We start from the raw sequence: 17,373 nt of genomic DNA on the forward strand, positions 1-17,373 counted from the left end.
TGAGAACCGTGCTGCGAGACGACCTGCGAACCCTGTGGACCGAGCCCCGTCCGCCCGTCGCGCCCGCCCGGGTGTGGCGGGACTGGGTGCTGCTCGCCGCGGGCCTTGCCGGTGTGGTGCTGGAGGCCACCCTGCGCGAGAACGTCGTGTGGCGGCCGGTGGCGGTGGTGTTCGCCGTATGGCTGTGCCTGCTGCTCCTGTGGCGCCGGACCCGCCCGCTGGCGATGGTCACGCTGGCGTTCGGCTCGGTGATGCTGCTTCAGGTGGCCTGGCTCGTCGCCGCACCGCGCGAGCCCGTCGGCCTGTACACGAGCGCGGTCGTGCTCGTGCTGGTGTACTCGCTGCCCCGGTGGGGGTCGGGACGCGAGGTCGTGCTGGGCGGCGCGGTGATCCTCGCGACCAGCACGCTGTGTTCCGTCACGGACGAGACCCCGGTCATCGAGAACGTCGTAGGCATCGTCTTCCTGCTGCTGCCCGGCGTGGTCGGGGCTGCCGTGCGGTTCTGGGTGACCGCTCGCGAGCGGCAGGTGGAGCAGGTGCGCTCCCGCGAGCGCGAGCAGCTCGCCCGGGAACTGCACGACACGGTGGCCCACCACGTGTCGGCCATGGTGATCATCGCCCAGGCGGGCCGCGTACTCGCGGGCACCGACCCGTCCGCCGCCGTCGAGGCGCTGGAGGGGGTCGAGGAGGAAGGGGCGCGCACGCTGGAGGAAATGCGCGCCATGGTCGCCACGCTGCGCGACCGCGGGGCAGGCGCCGAGCTGGCGCCCCCTGCCGGTGTCGCGGATCTGGAGCGCCTGGTGCGCACCCCGGGTGGTCGCCTCAGGGTCGACCTGGGGCTCGACGGCGAACTGGACGCGCTGGCCCCGGCCGTGGACGCGGCCGTCTACCGGATCGTGCAGGAGTCGGTCACCAACACCATGCGCCATGCGGTCGACGCGACCGAGCTCGTCGTCCGGGTCGCCGCCGAACGGCACACGGTACGGGTGAGCGTGCGCGACAACGGCCGGCGCACCGGCCGGGGTCGCGACGGATACGGACTTACCGGACTGCGCGAGCGCGCGACCCTGCTCGGCGGCACACTACAAGCCGGCCCCGGCACCGACCGGGGCTGGCATGTCGAAGCCGAACTGCCGAGAGCGAGGAACGACAGCGGTGTCCATTCGCGTCCTCGTCGCTGACGACCAGACCATCGTCCGCACCGGGCTGCGGATCATGCTGAATGCCCAGCCCGGCATCGAGGTGGTCGGCGAGGCGGCCGACGGACAGGAAGCGGTACGTCTGGCCCGCGAACTGCGCCCTGACGTCTGCCTGTTCGACATCCGCATGCCCGTCCTCGACGGGCTCGAGGCCACCCGGCTGCTCGCCGGACCGGGCGTCGCCGACCCGCTGGCCGTGGTCGTCATCACCACGTTCGACCTCGACGAGTACGTCTACGGCTCACTCCGCGCGGGTGCCCGCGGATTCCTCCTCAAAGACACGGGACCGGACCTCCTGGCGCAGGCCGTTCGGTCGGCGTCCGACGGTGAGGCGCTCATCGCCCCCAGCGTCACTGTCCGTCTCCTCCAGGCATTCGCGGACCTGCCCGCCGGCCGGCCCGTGGCCCAGCCGGTCTCACCCGTCACCGCCCGCGAGGAGCAGGTGCTCCTCGCCGTCGCCCGCGGGCTGACCAACACCGAGATCGCCGATGCACTGCACATCAGCCTCAGCACGGTGAAGACGCATCTGGCCAGCCTGTTGGCCAAACTCGGCGCCCGCAACCGGGTTGAGATCGCGATGTGGGCCTACGAAACGCGCCGTATCCTCCCCGGAACCTGAGCCGGGTGCCGGGCCATCTCCCATGAGTCCGCGCCAGGACATCGGCGCACGGTTCGGCTCACGCCGGCTCCACGTGCCTCACCCGCCCCGAGCGTGACGTACGAGGAGGCCGGAACGGGCACGGCGAGACACCCGATACGACAAGCATCCCGACGGCAACCTCGCCAGCCTCCATCTGCACGCCTCGACGATCTGGAACAAAGACCTCACCAGGACCAACCCCTCCGATGTCCGGTTGCTTGCCGTCTGGGACGCCGTTTTTGCCGGAGCGGCAACAGCAGTGGCGTGAGCGGGCCGGGATAGGTGACGTTGGGCCGGTGACCGAGAACCTTGCAGCGGGATCGCCCGCGTCTGACACTTCCTTGCCCGGCGACGGATATGTCGGAGACCCCGCGGTGCGGGCGGAGTGGGACAGCCGATACACCGACCGGCAACAGCTATGGAGCGGCCGGCCCAACGGTGCGCTGGTGGCCGAGGTCGCCGGGCTGACGCCTGGGCGGGTTCTCGACGTCGGCTGCGGCGAGGGCGCGGACGCCGTCTGGCTTGCGTGCGGCGGCTGGGACGTGACCGCGCTCGAGGTCTCGGGCGTGGCGCTGGAGCGGGCGGCCGGGCACGCGCGGGACGCGGGTGTGGCTGTTCGCTGGGTACACGCCGCGCTGACGGAAGCGGCGCTCCCGCCGGCCTCCTTCGACCTGGTCTCCGCGCAGTATCCAGCCCTGCTGCGCACCCCCGACGCCGCAGCCGAGCGAGCGCTCCTCGCCGCCGTCGCGCCCGGCGGCGTGCTGCTGCTCGTCCATCACGCGGGGATGGACACCCAGCAGGCGCACGAGGGCGGCTTCGACCCGGCTGACTACGTCTGGCCCTCGATGGTCGCCGCTCTGCTCACCGACGACTGGGAGGTGGAGGTGAACGAGCAGCGACCACGCGTGGCGCCCGACGGCGGGGCCGGCGCCCACCACACCGACGACCTGGTGCTGCGTGCGCGACGGCTGAGCTGAGCCCCTCCGCTCACGGCAAGCCCGGCATCTGGGCAGGCGGGACGATCCGACCCGCGTCCGGCTCGGCGGACTCGCCAAATACCTCCAACGCCCGTCCACCGCCAACGGCGTCGCTTTCGGCGCCCTGGAAGACGAGACCGGAATGGTCAACCTCGTTTTCTCCCCACCCGCCCGGGACAGCTGCCGACGCACGCTGCTCGAGGCGCCCGCCGTCCTCCTGGACGGACACGTCGAGCGGTCATACGACACCGTGAACGTGATCGGGCACCGCGCAGAAGCCGTGGCCGTCACGGCTTCCGGCGGGTCTGTCCAGCCAACGGTGTAACTCGGGTGGTGTGAGTTAGCGGCGGCCCACGGAGAGTCGGCCGTCGAAGCGATGTCGAAGGCCTGCAGGGCAGGCTTCCAGCGCATGGTCCAGCGTTTGCGTCCCTGGCCGGTGGGGTCGAGGCTCATGACGGCCATGTCGACGCATGTGAGGGCTGCGGCCTCGTTCGGGAAGTGCCCGCGGGCCCGGACGGCTTTTCGTATGCGCGTGTTGACCGACTCGATCGCGTTGGTGGTGCAGACGACGCGGCGGATCTCGGTGTCGAATTGAAGGAAGGGCACGAACTCGGCCCAGGCGTTCTCCCAAAGCCGCACGATCGCCGGATATTTGGCGCCCGACTCTTCCTGGGACTCCAGGAGCCGGTCTTCCGCCGCGCTCGCAGTCGGAGCCGTGTAGATGGGCTTGAGTGCGCGGGAAATCTTGTCCCAGTCCTGGCGGCCCGCGTAGCGGAACGACGCCCGGATCAGGTGGACGACACAGGTCTGGGTCACCGCCTGGGGCCAGACCGCCGAGATCGAGTCGGGCAGGCCCTTGAGCACGTCGCAGACGACCATGCACACGTCCTCGGCGCCGCGGTTTTTGATCTCGGTCAGGACCTGGAGCAAGTACTTGGCGCCCTCGCCGCCGTCGCCGGCCCAGAGGCCGAGAATGTCGCGCGTGCCGTCCACCGTGACCGAGAGTGCGACGTCGACGGGCCGGTACGCCACCTGCCCGTCTCGCACCTTGACGTGCACGCAGTCGATGAAGATCACCGGATAGACCGGGTCCAGCGGCCGGTTCTGGCACTCGGCCATCCCGTCCATGACCTTGTCGGTGATGGTCGAGTTGGTCTGCGTGGACACGCTCGCGCCATAGACCTCGGCCAGGTGGGCGGAGATGCCACCGTGCGTCAGACCACGCGTGGACAGCGACAGGCCCATCGCGTCGACGCCGGTCAGCCGCTGCTGCCGCTTCTTGACGATCTGCGGCTCAAAGCTGCCGTCGCGGTCACGCGGCACCGTGATCTCCACCGGGCCGACGTCGGTCAGCACGGTCTTGGACCGGGCCCCGTTACGGCTGTTGCCGCTGCCGGCACCGGCCGGGTCGTGCTTCTTGTAGCCGAGGTGGTCGGTGATCGCGCCTTCCAGGGCGGACTCCAGCACGCGCTTGGTCAGCTGCTGCTGCAGCCCGCCGTCGCCAGTCAACTGCAGGCCGCTCGCGCGGGCTCGGTCGACCAGCTGCCCGATCAACTGGTCGTCCAGCAACTCGGTCGGCCGGACCTCTTCAACCGCCTCAGCAGAGACAGTCACGTCGCTCATCAGGTGCTACTTCCATGATCGGGAGTTACACCGAAGACCGTACAGACCCCAGAGGACCGGTGCGCGCTGGCCGGAGTCGACGCGGAGGTTGCCGTGCTGCACCGCGTCGTCGACGGCCTCTTCGTCACCTTGTACGTGATCACGATCACCGCGCCCTGGCCGAGTCGAAGCCGCCCCCTTGAGGGGCTGGTGCAGGGAGGCGAAGAGTGAAGTGGGCACCGGGAGTGGCGGCGTTGAGGGTGAGGGTGCCGCGGTGGAGCGTGGTGATGCGGTGGGCGATGGCGAGGCCGAGGCCTGCGCCGCCGGCGTCGCGGGTGCGGGCTTCGTCGAGGCGGGTGAAGCGCTCGAAGATGCGTTGGTGGTCTTCGAGGGGGATGCCGGGGCCGTCGTCCTGGACGTCCAGGGCGACGGTCTGGTCGTCGAGGTGGTGGGTCAGGCGGACGGTGACGGTGCTGTTGGCGTGGCGTTCGGCGTTGTCGAGGAGGTTGCCCAGTACGCGGGCGAGAAGGCTGCTGCTGCCGTGCACGGTGAGGGGGCCGGGCTCGATCTGCGGGACGAGAGTGAGATGGACCGGTAGGCGGCGGCGGGCGAGTTCGTCGCGGACGAGCTCGTCCAGGTCGAAGAGGCGGCTGTTGGGCGGTTCGGTGGTGGTGGCGTCGAGGCGGGCGAGCAGGAGCAGGTCGGTGGCGAGGTGCTGAAGGCGCAGGGTGTCGCCGAGGGCGTCGGTGACGACTTGTGGCCAGTGGGCGTTCTCGGGCCGGTTCAGGGCAAGTTCAAGTTCGGCACGCAACGCGGCGAGGGGGGTGCGCAGTTCGTGGGAGGCGTCGGCGACGAACCGGCGCTGCTGGGTGACCGCGGCCTCGAGCCGGTCGAGGGTGTCGTTCATGGTGTTGGCGAGGCGTGCGATTTCGTTTCCTGCCCGGGGGACGGGGACGCGCCGGTCGAGGTGATGGGCGCTGAGGTCGGCGAATTCGGAACGGATGGCCTCGATCGGACGCAGTACCCGGCCGACCGCCAGCCATGTGCTGCCCGTGACCAACAGGGTGAGCCCCAGGGTGCCTCCGGTGAGGGACCACATGAGGGTGTTCAACCGGGTCTGGTAGACATCGAGGGAGTGAATCACCTGCATGTCCCCGTCGAAGTGGCCTCGCATGGGCGGGGATTCCTGGGGGTCGGTCCACGGTATGAGCGACAGGGCAGGTATGAGTCCTTCGTCTGAATCGCCTACCGCGAGGCAGATCGTGAATCTATGTTCGCCTTCGGTCATGTCGAGCATCGGATGCCGGGTACAGGGAGGGGCGGCTCCCGGCGTGTAACCACCCGGTGGACTGAGAGAGGACGTCTTCTCCTGGGCCTCCTGGAAGAGCGTCATCTTGACGGTCATACCGACCGCGACAGCGCCTGCGGCCAGGGGGACCAAGGTGATGCCGGCGGTGAGCAGGGTGAGGCGCATCCGCATGGTGCCGGGCCGCAGTCGGCGCCATAGTGCCCGGAGACGGGGCCGCTTCATGCGTGGGGGCTTTCTGCGTCGAGGCGGTAGCCGATGCCGCGGATGGTGTGGATGGTGCGGCGCTGGAAGGGTGTGTCGATTTTTCGGCGCAGGGTGCTGATGTAGACCTCGACGACGTTGATGTCGCCGCCGAAGGTGTCGTCCCAGACGTGTTCGAGGACTTCGGTCTTGGCGACGATCTCGCCTCTGCGGCGGGCGAGGTATTCCAGGACGGCGAACTCCCGCACGGTCAGCGTCACTTCCTGGGTTCCGCGCCGGCAGCTGCGGGTGGCGGGGTCGATCTCCAGGTCCCCGATCCGGATGACGGCGGGCCGGGTCGGCTGGCCGCGGCGCAGCAGGGCCCGCAGTCGGGCGGTCAGTGCGATGAAGGAGAAGGGCTTGGTGACGTAGTCGTCGGCGCCGGTGTCCAGGCCCTCGGCCTCGTCGTACTCGCCGTCCTTCGCGGTCAGCATCAGCACCGGCGTCCACACCCCGGCCTCCCGAAGCTGCGCGCACAGCCGGTAGCCGTTCAGGCGGGGGAGCATCACGTCCAGGACGATGGCGTCGTAGCCGTTGACGAGGGCCAGCTCCAGGCCGCGCAGCCCGTCGTGGGCGAGGTCGACGGCGTATCCCTCACCGACGAGTCCGCGGCGCAGCAGTTCGGCCAGGCGCGGGTCGTCCTCCACCACCAGTATTCGCATGCCTATCAGGATCACCCATGACAGCACCCAGCTTCCTGAAGATGCCTTCAGGATCCTTCAGAGTCCTCACAGCTGTCTCGTGGCACTGTTGCTGCCGAGCAACGAGGGAAACTGCCGGGCGATCCAACCACCCACCCGCTCCGGCACCCGTGGCATGTGTCATTTACGCATCCGTGCAGGAAGACGATGCTTCGGGTCTTCCCTCGTTGCTCGAACAGTCCGCTGTTGAGCGTCAGTTGGCTCCTGTTGTCTGCGCAACCTGAACAGTTATAGGGACACCCCGAGTTGGGTGTCGAGCACAGTAGCCACCGGGTACTGCGCTGTGTCCGGCGGGCCGCGGTGGTCGGCGATGAGAGCGGTTCGGTGTGGGACACCGGGTTCTCGTGCCGCTCAGGAAGCCAAGGCCGAAAACCGGGACTGGCAAGAAGGGGCCCCGGCTGACGTGCAGCGCCCTTCGTTCGCATCAGTTCTGACAACACGCATCGTCGTCGAAAGGACTTCACACATGAGCGCACTGACGATGGAGTCTGCAGAGGGCATTGACTCCCGCACACCCGACCTGGGCACACCCGCCTTTCACCCCGCCACGTTGAAGGGCACCATCGGGGTCGGTACCCGCAGGCCCGTGCACCACCGTGCCACCGCGAAGAACGGCGGGATCGGCGTCGGTTCGCGTAGGTCGGTCCGCTATCCCGCCACGGCGAAGGGCGGCATCGGCATCGGCACCCGCAGGGCCGTCCGCTACCTTGCCACCGTGAAGGGCGGTCCGAGTACGGGTACCCGCAGGTCGTTCCGGGGCTCCGTCACGTTCAACGGCAGCGGCGGTGGCATCGGTTCCCACCGGGCCCTCCGCTGTCCCGCCTCGTTGAAGGGCGGTGGCATTGGTGTCGGGACCCGCAGGGCCGTCCGCCACCTTGCCACCGCGAAGGGCGGGATCGGTGTGGGCTCCCGCCGGTCGGTGCGCTACCTCGCCGCGTTGAAGACCGGCGGGATTGGTGTCGGGACCCGCAGGGCTGTCCGCTACCCGACCACGGCGAAGGGCGGGATCGGTATCGGTACCCGCATGGTCACCCGGGTCCTTGAGAGCGCGAACGGCTCTCCGGGCGTCGATTCCCGCCGCTCTGCCGGTTGTTCAGTCGCCTCGAGTGGCGGCGTCGGTATGACGGAGCGCTCCCGCAGGTCCATCGCTGTCGGCCCGAGCGGCAGGTAGCGGGCGGCCGGCTCTGGTTGGTGGCGGCTGCAGGGAGGGGAGTGGGATGGGAAGTGCGCCGGTGGTGGTGGATCGGTGGGAGGGCCTGGAATGCGCCGCGCAGCTCGATGTGGTGCTGCCGATGTACAAGGAGGTGTGGGTCGAGCCGCCGTACTGCGAGGGCGTGAAAGGGATCGCTGACTTCATCGACCGCTTCGCGCAGGAAGTTCGGCTCCCCCGCGCCCGGCTGGTCATCGCCCGCTGCGGTACCCAGCCCGTCGGCTACGCCTTCGGCTATCCGCTGCCGCCGGACACCGGCTGGTGGAAGGCCATGGAGGAGGAGCCGACGGCTGAGGTCGCGGCCGAGACCGGCGAGCGCACGCTGGCGATCGTGGAACTCGCCGTGCGTGCCGAATGGCGCAGACAGGGAGTGGCCGCGCGGCTGCATGCCGGTCTTCTGGACGGTTTGGGTGTGGAGCGTGTGGCGTTGGCGATGCGGCCCGAGCCTGAGGCGGCGCCGGCGCATGCCGCCTACGCCGCGTGGGGTTATCGCCAGGTCGGTCGCTGGCGGCCGGCCGATGGTGAGCCCGTCTCGCACATCATGCTGCTGACCCTTCCGGTGGCCGCGGCCCCGGCGAACCGGTGACCGGGCATGCGACGGCAGCCGCCCACGGCCCGCGGGGTGCTGCCCTGGGGGAGCGCTGGCACAGCGCGTCGACGCGGTCAACGGTGAAGCGGCGAGTGGCGAACCAGACGCCTGCCGGTCGTGGCTGCGGCAGGGACAGGCTGCAGAGGCGGAGGGCGAGGCGAGGCACCGGAGCTGATGGCCTCGGCGCGTGCGCCACGCCGGACCGTGCCGGCGGAGCGGGGCGATGACCAGGGCCGGTGCGGAGGCGGGCCGCCGGTGGGGGAGTGCCGTAGGAGTTCCGCGGCAGGTGAGTCTGCTGCGGGAGCGAGGGTTTCGCCTGTACTGGAGTGCGCAGAGCGTCTCGCTGGTCGGGGACGAGATCAATATTCTGGCGATACCGCTGGCCGCTGTGGTGCTGCTGGACGCAGGGGCGGCGGAGATGGGGTGGCTCACGGCGCTGGCGCTGCTGCCCTCGCTGCTGCTGTCGATCCCCGGCGGAGCGTGGGCGGACCGGCAGACCAGCCGGCGCCGGGCGATGATCGTGGCGGACCTGGGGCGGTTCGCTGCCGTGGCCTCCGTGCCGCTGGCGTACGCGTGGGGGACGCTGACGCTCGCCCACCTGTTCGTGACAGAGCTTGTCGTCGGGGCGCTGACCGTCTTGTTCCGGGTCTGCAATCACCACGTGTACGCCTCCGTCGTGGCCCCGGAGCGGTATGTGGACGGCAACGCACTGCTCTCCGGGAGCCGTTCGGCGGCCGCGGTCGCCGGCCCGAGTACGGGCGGGGCCCTGGTCCAGGCACTGTCCGCGCCGTTCGCCCTGCTGGTGGACGCCGTCACATACCTGGTGTCGGCGCTCTGTCTGGGAGGCATCCGGGCGCAGGAGGCGCCACCCGCAGCCCGTGGCGAGAGCGGGCTCGCGGACGGACTGCGATGGGTGAAAGCCAACCGCACGCCCGCCCTGCTGCTGGCGGGGGTCGCGATGCTGAGCCTGTGCCACACCTTCCTGATGACCTTGTTCGTGCTGTACGGGACCACCGTGCTGGGTCTGGGGCCCGGGGTGCTGGGGGCGGTGTTCGCCGCGTTCGGGCTCGGCGGCCTGGCCGGCGCCTACGTCGCGCCGCGCGCGGTGCGACGCATAGGCCTCGGCCCCACCGTTGTGACCGGCTTCGTGGGCTTCAGCCTGCCCCTGCTCCTCGTACCGCTGGCCGACGGCCCCATGCCACTGGTGATCGCAGCCGTGTCCGCCGCGCAGCTCGGCGCCGGCTGTGGGGTGACCGTCCTGGACATCGCCGCCAACAGTTACCTGATCGCCGTCATCCCGCCCACGCTCCGCTCCCGGGTGATGGGCGTGGTGCAGACCGCCAACTTCGGTGTCCGCCCCGTCGGCGCGGTACTGGCCGGCATCCTGGGCAGCGTGCTCGGTCTGCGGCCCACCTTGTGGATCGGCACCGTGGGTGCCGTGCTGAGCGTGCTGTGGATCACCGCGTCCGGGGTGCCCCGGGTCCGGAAACCGCCCGGCAGCGCTGTAGCCACCCCCAGGAGGGCGAGCAGCTGAGTGCCGGTGCGGCTAGACCCCAGCCCCAGAATCTCTCGCCATCAACGTCGTCTCTGTGCCTGAAGGTGGCTAGTGGCGGATCACGGCGGGACCTGGGCAACCAGCCCCGACGGCGCGGAGACCTGGTACGACCTGAGAATCCCGAAAGGTGGGGCCTGATGGGCGCGGTGACGGTTGACGTAGCCGGCCAGCTGTTGAGCTGTCGGGTATCCAACGATCACGAGACGGCGATGATGCTTCTCGCCGGCCTTCGTCGCTCCCTCGCTCACGATGCCATCACCGACGAGCTCCCCCGCGACCAGTCCAGGTTCTTCGCCGACCGCAGCTTCCGCAGCACCATCAGGTGCAGCTGATCCCACACGCCCGCCTCGTTCCACGCCGCCAGGCGACGCCAACAAGTCATACCCGAGCCGAAACCCAGCTCCTGGGGCAGGTACTCCCACTGGATCCCGGTATGCAGCACGAACAGGATCCCGCACAGCGCTTGCCGGTCCGGAACCCGAGGCCGGCCCGCCACCCACTTCGGACCCGGTTCGGGCAACAACGGCTCGATCAACGACCACAGTTCGTCCGAGACGATCCACGGCCTCGGCTGGTGCTTCCCCACGACCGAACCAACGAACCACCGCACCGACAGCCACCTGATCAACTGACTTCTGTTAGGACCTCTAAGTCCTTGGCGTGTTGCGGAGTTCATCCGTGAACTCATCGATGCCAAAAGGAGCCCGCCGCCACAAGGATATGTCTCTGACCAGGCATTCCGTCCGCTGCCAGGCAGCTCGCCTGTCTCTCGGGATACCGCTCGGCGGCGACCGTTGATCAGAGGCGACCCTGAACTGGCGGGCGGTCAAGAGGTGATCAATGGTGAGCGTTCACGGCGGTGGCCTCCTGGCCCGAAGGCTCTCGGATGTGCTTGGAGCGAGTGGCCGAGCCGGAGATGACCCTCGTGAACGGTGCCACTGTCCACCTCGCACGGTCTTGCTGTGGAACGTTCGTCGCGGGCAGGGAGGCGAGGTGGAGTAAACGTTTGTGCCCGCACTGCGTCTACCGCGTCAGCTCTTTCCGGTGACGGCTTGATGGTGAGCGTGGATCACTGTGCGGTTGACCTGGTGCGATGCGTCCGTGGTGGTGAAGGCGGCGGGCGAGGTCGAGCCTGTGTGGAGTCCGGCCATTGACCGCAAGGACATGGGTGGTTAGCTTGTGGAATACGTTTACTGAAGGTTTCCACCTCGTTTCCCCTACCCCATGCTCCTGAAGCAGGAGACCTATGTCCGGATCCGTGCTGTCCCGAGCTGTGTCGGCTACAGACCCGGCGCATCTCTCCCAGTTCCTCCCCGAGCCGTTCATAGTGCGGTCGCAGGGCACGGCTGCTCCCGCTCCGTGGTCCGTCCTGCACACCGCGGCCTGCGCACCCGGCCGGATGGACGACGCGATACCGCCGGCGGGGAGGCAGTTGTTCGGATTCCGCTCGCGCTCCCGAACCGGGTGGGCCTGCCCAGTACCCGGTGACCATGATCCCGGCGGCAAGTTCGGGCGTCGCGTCGGGAGCGTCGGCGCCTCCCAAGCTGGCCGCCGAGTGCCGGGGTCGCTGAGGCTGTTCGACGGCGCCGTTGCTCTTCGCGACTCGTACGTAGACGACGCCGAAGCGCGGAGCAGGGGGCCGGGCGCTCCTGCTGGACGGTCTATCGCACTCCAACGGGATCGTCGGCCCTGCGTGCCCCCATGACCGCGCAGACCCACCGGTCACTCGACCGCCGGCGCCCGCCGGTCATCCCCGACGGCGCGGTGTGCCAACTGATCGGGACGCGCCGACCGCGGAACTAGACGGACGGATCAGCCTGGTGCCCAACGTGACCGATCCCGAACCGCTCCCCTCCGGCTCGCCCGTGTACGACCTGCCGAACGTCTTCCTCGCCTCCCGAATCGCCGGTGCTCTCGGCAAGAAGCCGGAACCTCTCGGGCGCACCGTCGTGACGGAACTGGCCCTGCTCAACGCAGGCATGCCGCTCGCCCACACCGCGGCCAAGGTCGACCTCGACATCCGAGCCTGAACCGCGCGTGACACCGCGATCCCGTAACTCTCCACAACGTTTCACCTCCGTACACCCCCTCCAACGTCGAAGGGAACACAGACATGTCCGAGTCTGTTCAGCGCAGGTCGCTTCTGAAGATGACCGCGGGAGCCACAGCCGTGGGCTGGCTGTGGCAGGGCGGCAGCGCCCGGGCCGCCGAGGCCGAAGCCAGGACGGTGGCCGGACAAGCCGCCGCCGTTCCCCTCGACACGCTCGTCCTCGGTGACCGCGACTCGGAGAGCGCGCACGGTCTTGCCGCGACCCGCTCCGACGTCGTCAGGGGCGGCCTGGACCAGACCGCCCGGGTGCTCAACGCCCCGGAAGCCGCGGGATTCTGGGGCGGCTCGCTGGCCGCGCGGATGGCCTGCAGGCCCGAGGGGGCTACCTACATCACCGTCAAGCTGTGGGGTTCGGAGCGCGGCGCCGAACTGGGTCGGCTGCAGTTGTTCGCCGAGGGCAAGCAGGTCGGGCACTACCACCTGGGGGCCGTCGACCCCCTCGACATCGCGACTGACGATCCCCGGTCGCTGGAACGCTTCTTCTTCCACACGCTGCCGCTGCCCCGCGACCTCACTGCTGGCAAGTCGTCGATCGCCCTCGAAGTCCGGGCCATGGGGAGCATCGCCGGCTACGCGAACACGGCCGACGCCTACTACAAGGACATGGAAGGCCCCAGCCGCACCATTTACCGCCTCTACACCCACGACGAGCCCTACTTCGACACTACCGCCGATGATGTGACCGGCGCACTGCCGGCTCCGGCGATCCGGACATTGCCCGGCTCCGAGATCGTCGACACGATCAATACCCGTGTCCTGACCCGGGCCGCGGCCGAGGCCGCCCGCACCAGTGCCCAGACCGAGCTGTGGTACCTGGACTTTCTGGCCCGCGCCTACAACATGTCCTCGACCAACGCGTACCAGAACATCGCCGTACCGCCGCAGATCGCCCGCAGCCTGGACGCCGTCTACTGGAAGTACGTGGCCGACTCCTCCGTGATGACCGGTTCCACTCAGCAGTGGATGGGGCTGGGCCGGGCCGGCCTCGTCATGCTGTGCCTCGCCGACGACCTTGAGCCGCTGCTCGATGAACCGGTCCTCGGATCGCCGTACGGACTGAGCAATCCGGGTTTCGAGTTCGGTACGACCGGCTGGAAGTCATCCACCTGGTCCGGCAGCGGCACCGCTTCCCGTGACACCACCGAGTACCGCACCGGCCACGCCTCCGCGAAGATCACCATCCCCGGTGCCGGCACGGTCGGCTACACCACCTCGGCGAAGCTCCCGGTGGACCAGGGCACCTACACCTACGGCGCCTGGGTCAAGACCGACGGCGTGGGGAGCAACAGCGCCTACCTGGACATCCTCTTCTACGACGCCGACGGCGCCATGGTCGGCACCGACAACAAGTTCTACGCCTCGTCCGGCACTCACGACTGGGAGCACGTGACGGCCACCGTCACCACGCCCGGCACCGCCACCCAGGTCGCCGTCTCCGTCCGGCTGTCGGGCACCGGCACCGCCTGGTTCGACGACCTGACCATGACCGAGCCGGCCGGCTCCACCCACACACCGGTGACGCGCCGGGCCGCCTGGGCGCAGATGCTGCTGGGCAGCCGCGAGTACTGGCGTCGGCACATCCCGCAGTACACCAACCAGGCCATCATCTGCTCCATCGGCCTCTACCTCGCCGACCGCGGCCTGACCTGGCTCGGCTCCGCCGACGCCTGGGGCGAGACCAAAGCCCGCGACTACCTCTACCAGGCCGTCGGCCTTGTCCCCTGGCTCGGCCCGGAGACGGCGGACGGCACCCCGACCAAGCCGCTGGGCGGGTCATACCACCAGGTCACGAAGAAGGGCATCTCCAAGGAGCTGGGATACGCGGGCAGTTACGGCGAACTCCAGGAATGGCTGTCCTTCGTGTACGACGCGGTGACCGTCATCGGCGGCGTCGAGGACAGCACGCTGCGCGACCACCTGGTCAAGATGGCCAAGGCGCGGGCGGTCTTCCGCTACCCCTCCGTGGACCGCGACGGCTACCGGACGATGCGCCTGGAGACCATGGTGGGCTGGCGTGACACCGAATATCCGGGCAAGGTCGCCTACGACCAGGACGCCAAGTGGGACGGTCACGCGCTGAAGATGGCCGCCCAGATCAAGGACCCGGACCTGACCTCCTACGCCCAGCAGTCCCTCACCGAGGGGCAGGCGTTCCTGTCTCTGGAGGGCACCTACGAGGCGACCGTCTCCGCCCGCACCAACCTCAACCTGCTGTCCACCGCCGCCGACTACGCGTACATCAGGACCGCCGCCGGCAGCGGAGCGAAGCTGCCCATGTCGGCGGGAGCGCCCGACTTCGTCTTCTCCGATGAGGAGAACGGCCTCGTCGCGATCAAGCACGGCGAGGAGATCCTCTTCGCCTCCCTGTACTGGCGGGCCCGTTGGGGCGTCAACCGGCTCGCCCGCGTCCACCACATCACTCCCGACGGCATCGAGCGCTCGGGCACGGTCTGGCAGGACGTCAAGTACGTTCCCGACGGCAGGGCCTTCACCGAACCCGACTGGGTCAACTGGGAGTTCACGGTGAACGACCTCCCCATCCCGGACGGCGGCTTCACCCCGCCCGGCGATACCCTGCACCAGGCGTTCGCGGGCCAGGTGCTACCCCTGTCCAAGGCCCCGGACGACACTCCGGAGCGGGACACGGGGGTCGAGAGCCCGTACGCCGGCCGCGCCTCCTTCTACCGATGCCAGTACGGCTCGTACCTGATCGCCATGAACACGACGGAAAGCCGCAGCTACACCTTCACCACGAAGGGCTTCGGCGCCTCCACGAACCTCGTGACCGGGGCGAAGGTAAGCGGGAACGCCGAGCTGTGCGTGAAGCCCGGCACCACCGTGGTGCTGCGCAGACGCTGATCCCACCGGAAGGCCCGGGGACGGCCCTGTCCCTCCGGAGCGGGACCCGGAGGGACAGGGCCGTCCCGTCCAACGACCTCGCCGCGATCAGCGGGTCGGCCGCTCCGGCACGGCGGTCACGACGGATCGAGCGCCACGAGGACCGCGGACCCCTCGACCGGCAGGCTCACCTGCAACCCCTTCCTGTCCTCGTCCCATTCCGGGTTCGTGCGCACCCCAGCCTCGAACAGCACCCGCGGATGACCGCCGGCGGAGAGCGGGACCGTCACCGACTCGGGCGCCCCTTCCCGTCGCCACAGCGCAAGCAACGTCGTTCCGTCCGGCGTGTCCAGGGCGAGGGCAAGCCAGCCGTCGCGCCAGCAGGGCAGGCCGAGCGGCCAGTGCGGGCGGGCGTGGGGGAGCAACTCGCGGTAGGTCTTGTAGACAGTCAAGGCATCCTGTACCAGAGCCATCTGACGGTTGCTCAGCAGGTCGGGCCGGCCGCTGAGGTGGACTCGGCCGAGCAGGGCCGAGACCAGCAGAGTGCCGAGTTCGGCGTCGGTGTGCCAAGGCTGCGGGTAGGCCCAGATCGCCCCCTGTTCCGGGGTGACGGCGGTGGGCGCTGCGGCGGCGATCGCGGGGATGAGCCGGAAGTCCTGCTGGTCGGTGATCGAGTGGATCGGCAGCCGGGAGAGGATCGCGTGGTCGGTACGGCTGCCGCCGGCCGCGCAGCTCTCCAGGACCAGGCCGGGATGGCGGTCCTGGACGCTATCGAGCCAGTCGAGGTAGGCGCGGTTGTGGCCGAGCAGGCCGTCGCCGGGGCTGTCGGTGCCGGTGGGGCCGTCGGTGCCGGGACCGATGTCGATGTTGTAGTCGAGCTTGAGGTAGCCGACGCCGTAGTCGTGCACCAGCCGGTCCACGACGTCGTCGAGATGCTTGCGGGCGGCCGGGTGGCGCAGGTCCAGCTGGTGGCGGCCCCACTCGGCGAGACGGACGCCGTCGCGTCGGAAGAACGCCTCGTCCGGCAGCGCGCCGGCGACCTCGCTGCGCACCCCGACGACCTCCGGCTCCAGCCACAGCCCCGGTACCATCCCGCGCTCGCGGATCTGGTCGATAACCTCGCTGAGCCCGCCGGGGAAGCGCGGCTTCGATTCCCGCCATTCGCCCACGGCGTCCCACCAGCCGGGCACTCCGCCAGGTCCGACGGTGCCAGGTGGTTCGGCGTCGTACCAGCCGGCGTCGATGCAGAACACCTCGGCGCCCGCGTCCGCCGCCGCGTCGACCAGGGGCAGCAGCGCCCCGGTGGTGGGTTCGCCCATCAGGCTGTTCATGAAGTCGTTGAAGACGACGGGCAGTTGGACGAGGTCCGGGTGCGGGCGGCGGGTGGCGCGCCGATGGGCGGTCAGCGCGCCGACCGCGGCTTCCAGGCCGCCTTCCGGTACGACGGCCAGGGCCGCCGGGACCGTACGGAACTCCGCGCCCGGGTCGAGGCGGCGGCGCCACTGGTGTTCGCGGTCGGTGGGGCCGGAGAGGGTGAGGTACACGTCGTCGAAACGGTCGCCGAGTTCGGCGTGCCAGGAGCCGTTGTGCTCGATCTGCCAGAGCAGGGCGCGGCCGGTCGCCATCTCCTCCAGGCAGCCCATCGGCAGGTACTCGGAGGAGGACCAGGATCCCGTGTTGGTCACGGCGACGCGGTTCTTCGACCCGGTCTGGCCGTAGGCGGCCATGCCGACGTCGTACAGTCCCCGCTCGCCGAGGGTGGCCCGCGACCAACGGAACTCTCCGCTCCAGGGGTTGGGCGCCAGCCACAGGGACAGTCCGTCCTCCCAGCTTTCACCGTCCGGAAGGTGCCGGGCCAGGTTGGACAGGGCGAAGGAGGAGACGTACTCCAACGTCACCGGGGCGTCGCCCGCGTTCTCCACGAGGGCCTCGCTGTGCACCACGGGCACTCCGGCACGTGTCCGGAACATGGTGGTCACCCGCAGCCCGGTCACCTCGTCCGCCATCCGCACACGCAGTGTGTGCACCTTCCCTTCCACGCCCTCCTCGTGGCTGACGCAGCGCAGGCGGCGGGAGAGCCCGCCGTCGACGTGCCGTTTGCCCGAGGTGCCGAGCCGTCCGTCGCCCGCCGCCTGGATCTCCACCAGCGGCAACGCCCGCCGCGCGAGTCGCGCGCACAAGTCGGCGTTCGCGTGGGGCAGTCCGGTCGGCTCGCCCACCGCCAGCAGGCGTGCGGGGCCCGACGGGTCGAGCGAGATCAGCAGCGACAACTCGTCGCTGCCCCAACGCAAATGTGTGAGGGTCATGGAGTGGCTCCGACCAGGGTGACAGGAGAGGAAGATGGACGGATAGAAAACGATTACTGTTCGATCACGCTAACTTCTGCCCTCCGGCTGCCGCAAG

At 69.5% G+C, this 17,373-nt stretch carries 11 protein-coding genes and 2 pseudogenes; 8 read left to right on the plus strand and 5 right to left on the minus strand.

The window, feature by feature from the left end; genetic code table 11:
- The first annotated feature begins 8 nt into the window (after positions 1 to 8).
- From IQ210_RS34435 to IQ210_RS34445, 3 genes are all read left to right on the plus strand, one after another.
- Positions 9 to 1,181: a sensor histidine kinase gene (locus IQ210_RS34435; RefSeq protein ID WP_194083099.1), complete on the plus strand. Its 1,173-nt coding sequence runs from the start codon at positions 9 to 11 to the stop codon at positions 1,179 to 1,181.
- Positions 1,156 to 1,818, plus strand: a complete 663-nt coding sequence (locus tag IQ210_RS34440; protein ID WP_194083100.1) for a response regulator — start codon at positions 1,156 to 1,158, stop codon at positions 1,816 to 1,818. The genes IQ210_RS34435 and IQ210_RS34440 overlap by 26 nt, the downstream gene beginning before the upstream one ends.
- A gap of 317 nt (positions 1,819 to 2,135) precedes the next feature.
- Positions 2,136 to 2,816 (plus strand): class I SAM-dependent methyltransferase, encoded by a 681-nt coding sequence (locus tag IQ210_RS34445; protein WP_194083193.1) that lies wholly within the window; start codon positions 2,136 to 2,138, stop codon positions 2,814 to 2,816.
- A 348-nt stretch (positions 2,817 to 3,164) separates the two neighbouring features.
- Here the strand turns inward: IQ210_RS34445 and IQ210_RS34450 are convergent.
- The 3 genes and pseudogenes from IQ210_RS34450 to IQ210_RS34460 form a co-directional block, all read right to left on the minus strand.
- A pseudogene (locus IQ210_RS34450) lies at positions 3,165 to 4,439 on the minus strand (IS256 family transposase); the annotation flags it as partial.
- A 145-nt stretch (positions 4,440 to 4,584) separates the two neighbouring features.
- Positions 4,585 to 5,592, minus strand: a complete 1,008-nt coding sequence (locus IQ210_RS34455; RefSeq protein WP_228048929.1) for a sensor histidine kinase — start codon at positions 5,590 to 5,592, stop codon at positions 4,585 to 4,587.
- A 353-nt stretch (positions 5,593 to 5,945) separates the two neighbouring features.
- Entirely contained in the window at positions 5,946 to 6,629 is a 684-nt protein-coding gene (locus IQ210_RS34460) for a response regulator transcription factor (protein ID WP_194083102.1), read from the minus strand.
- Between the two features lie 505 nt (positions 6,630 to 7,134).
- Between IQ210_RS34460 and IQ210_RS34465 the strand changes: the two genes are divergently transcribed.
- The 3 genes from IQ210_RS34465 (at position 7,135) to IQ210_RS34475 (ending at position 10,001) form a co-directional block, all read left to right on the plus strand.
- A complete protein-coding gene (locus IQ210_RS34465; RefSeq protein ID WP_194083103.1) occupies positions 7,135 to 7,839 on the plus strand; it encodes a hypothetical protein in 705 nt (234 codons plus the stop codon).
- Between the two features lie 46 nt (positions 7,840 to 7,885).
- Positions 7,886 to 8,464, plus strand: a complete 579-nt coding sequence (locus IQ210_RS34470) for a GNAT family N-acetyltransferase (RefSeq protein WP_194083104.1) — start codon at positions 7,886 to 7,888, stop codon at positions 8,462 to 8,464.
- A gap of 226 nt (positions 8,465 to 8,690) precedes the next feature.
- Positions 8,691 to 10,001: an MFS transporter gene (locus IQ210_RS34475; RefSeq protein WP_194083105.1), complete on the plus strand. Its 1,311-nt coding sequence runs from the start codon at positions 8,691 to 8,693 to the stop codon at positions 9,999 to 10,001.
- Positions 10,002 to 10,272: 271 nt separating this feature from the next.
- Here IQ210_RS34475 and IQ210_RS34480 read toward each other — a convergent pair.
- Positions 10,273 to 10,698 (minus strand): annotated as a pseudogene (locus IQ210_RS34480) (transposase); the annotation flags it as partial.
- 1,153 nt (positions 10,699 to 11,851) lie between these two features.
- On the opposite strand from IQ210_RS34480, the gene IQ210_RS34485 reads away from it, so the two are divergent.
- Together IQ210_RS34485 and IQ210_RS34490 are read left to right on the plus strand one after the other, a co-directional pair.
- Positions 11,852 to 12,052, plus strand: coding sequence for a hypothetical protein (locus IQ210_RS34485; RefSeq protein ID WP_194083107.1), 201 nt, complete (start codon positions 11,852 to 11,854; stop codon positions 12,050 to 12,052).
- A gap of 83 nt (positions 12,053 to 12,135) precedes the next feature.
- Positions 12,136 to 14,991, plus strand: coding sequence for a carbohydrate binding domain-containing protein (locus IQ210_RS34490; RefSeq protein ID WP_194083108.1), 2,856 nt, complete (start codon positions 12,136 to 12,138; stop codon positions 14,989 to 14,991).
- A gap of 116 nt (positions 14,992 to 15,107) precedes the next feature.
- Here IQ210_RS34490 and IQ210_RS34495 read toward each other — a convergent pair whose 3' ends face one another.
- Entirely contained in the window at positions 15,108 to 17,276 is a 2,169-nt protein-coding gene (locus tag IQ210_RS34495) for a glycoside hydrolase family 36 protein (protein WP_194083109.1), read from the minus strand.
- Positions 17,277 to 17,373 lie beyond the last annotated feature (97 nt).

This window comes from Streptomyces justiciae (genome assembly GCF_015163075.1).
GTDB lineage: Bacteria > Actinomycetota > Actinomycetes > Streptomycetales > Streptomycetaceae > Streptomyces > Streptomyces justiciae.

What these genes read in the sequence shown, in the direction of transcription:
- IQ210_RS34455 (WP_228048929.1), bottom strand. Translation starts at nt 5,592, where the DNA reads ATGCGAGGCCACTTCGACGGGGACATGCAGGTGATTCACTCCCTCGAT.
- IQ210_RS34460 (WP_194083102.1), bottom strand. Translation starts at nt 6,629, where the DNA reads ATGCGAATACTGGTGGTGGAGGACGACCCGCGCCTGGCCGAACTGCTG.
- IQ210_RS34465 (WP_194083103.1), top strand. Translation starts at nt 7,135, where the DNA reads ATGAGCGCACTGACGATGGAGTCTGCAGAGGGCATTGACTCCCGCACA.
- IQ210_RS34470 (WP_194083104.1), top strand. Translation starts at nt 7,886, where the DNA reads ATGGGAAGTGCGCCGGTGGTGGTGGATCGGTGGGAGGGCCTGGAATGC.
- IQ210_RS34475 (WP_194083105.1), top strand. Translation starts at nt 8,691, where the DNA reads ATGACCAGGGCCGGTGCGGAGGCGGGCCGCCGGTGGGGGAGTGCCGTA.
- IQ210_RS34490 (WP_194083108.1), top strand. Translation starts at nt 12,136, where the DNA reads ATGTCCGAGTCTGTTCAGCGCAGGTCGCTTCTGAAGATGACCGCGGGA.
- IQ210_RS34495 (WP_194083109.1), bottom strand. Translation starts at nt 17,276, where the DNA reads ATGACCCTCACACATTTGCGTTGGGGCAGCGACGAGTTGTCGCTGCTG.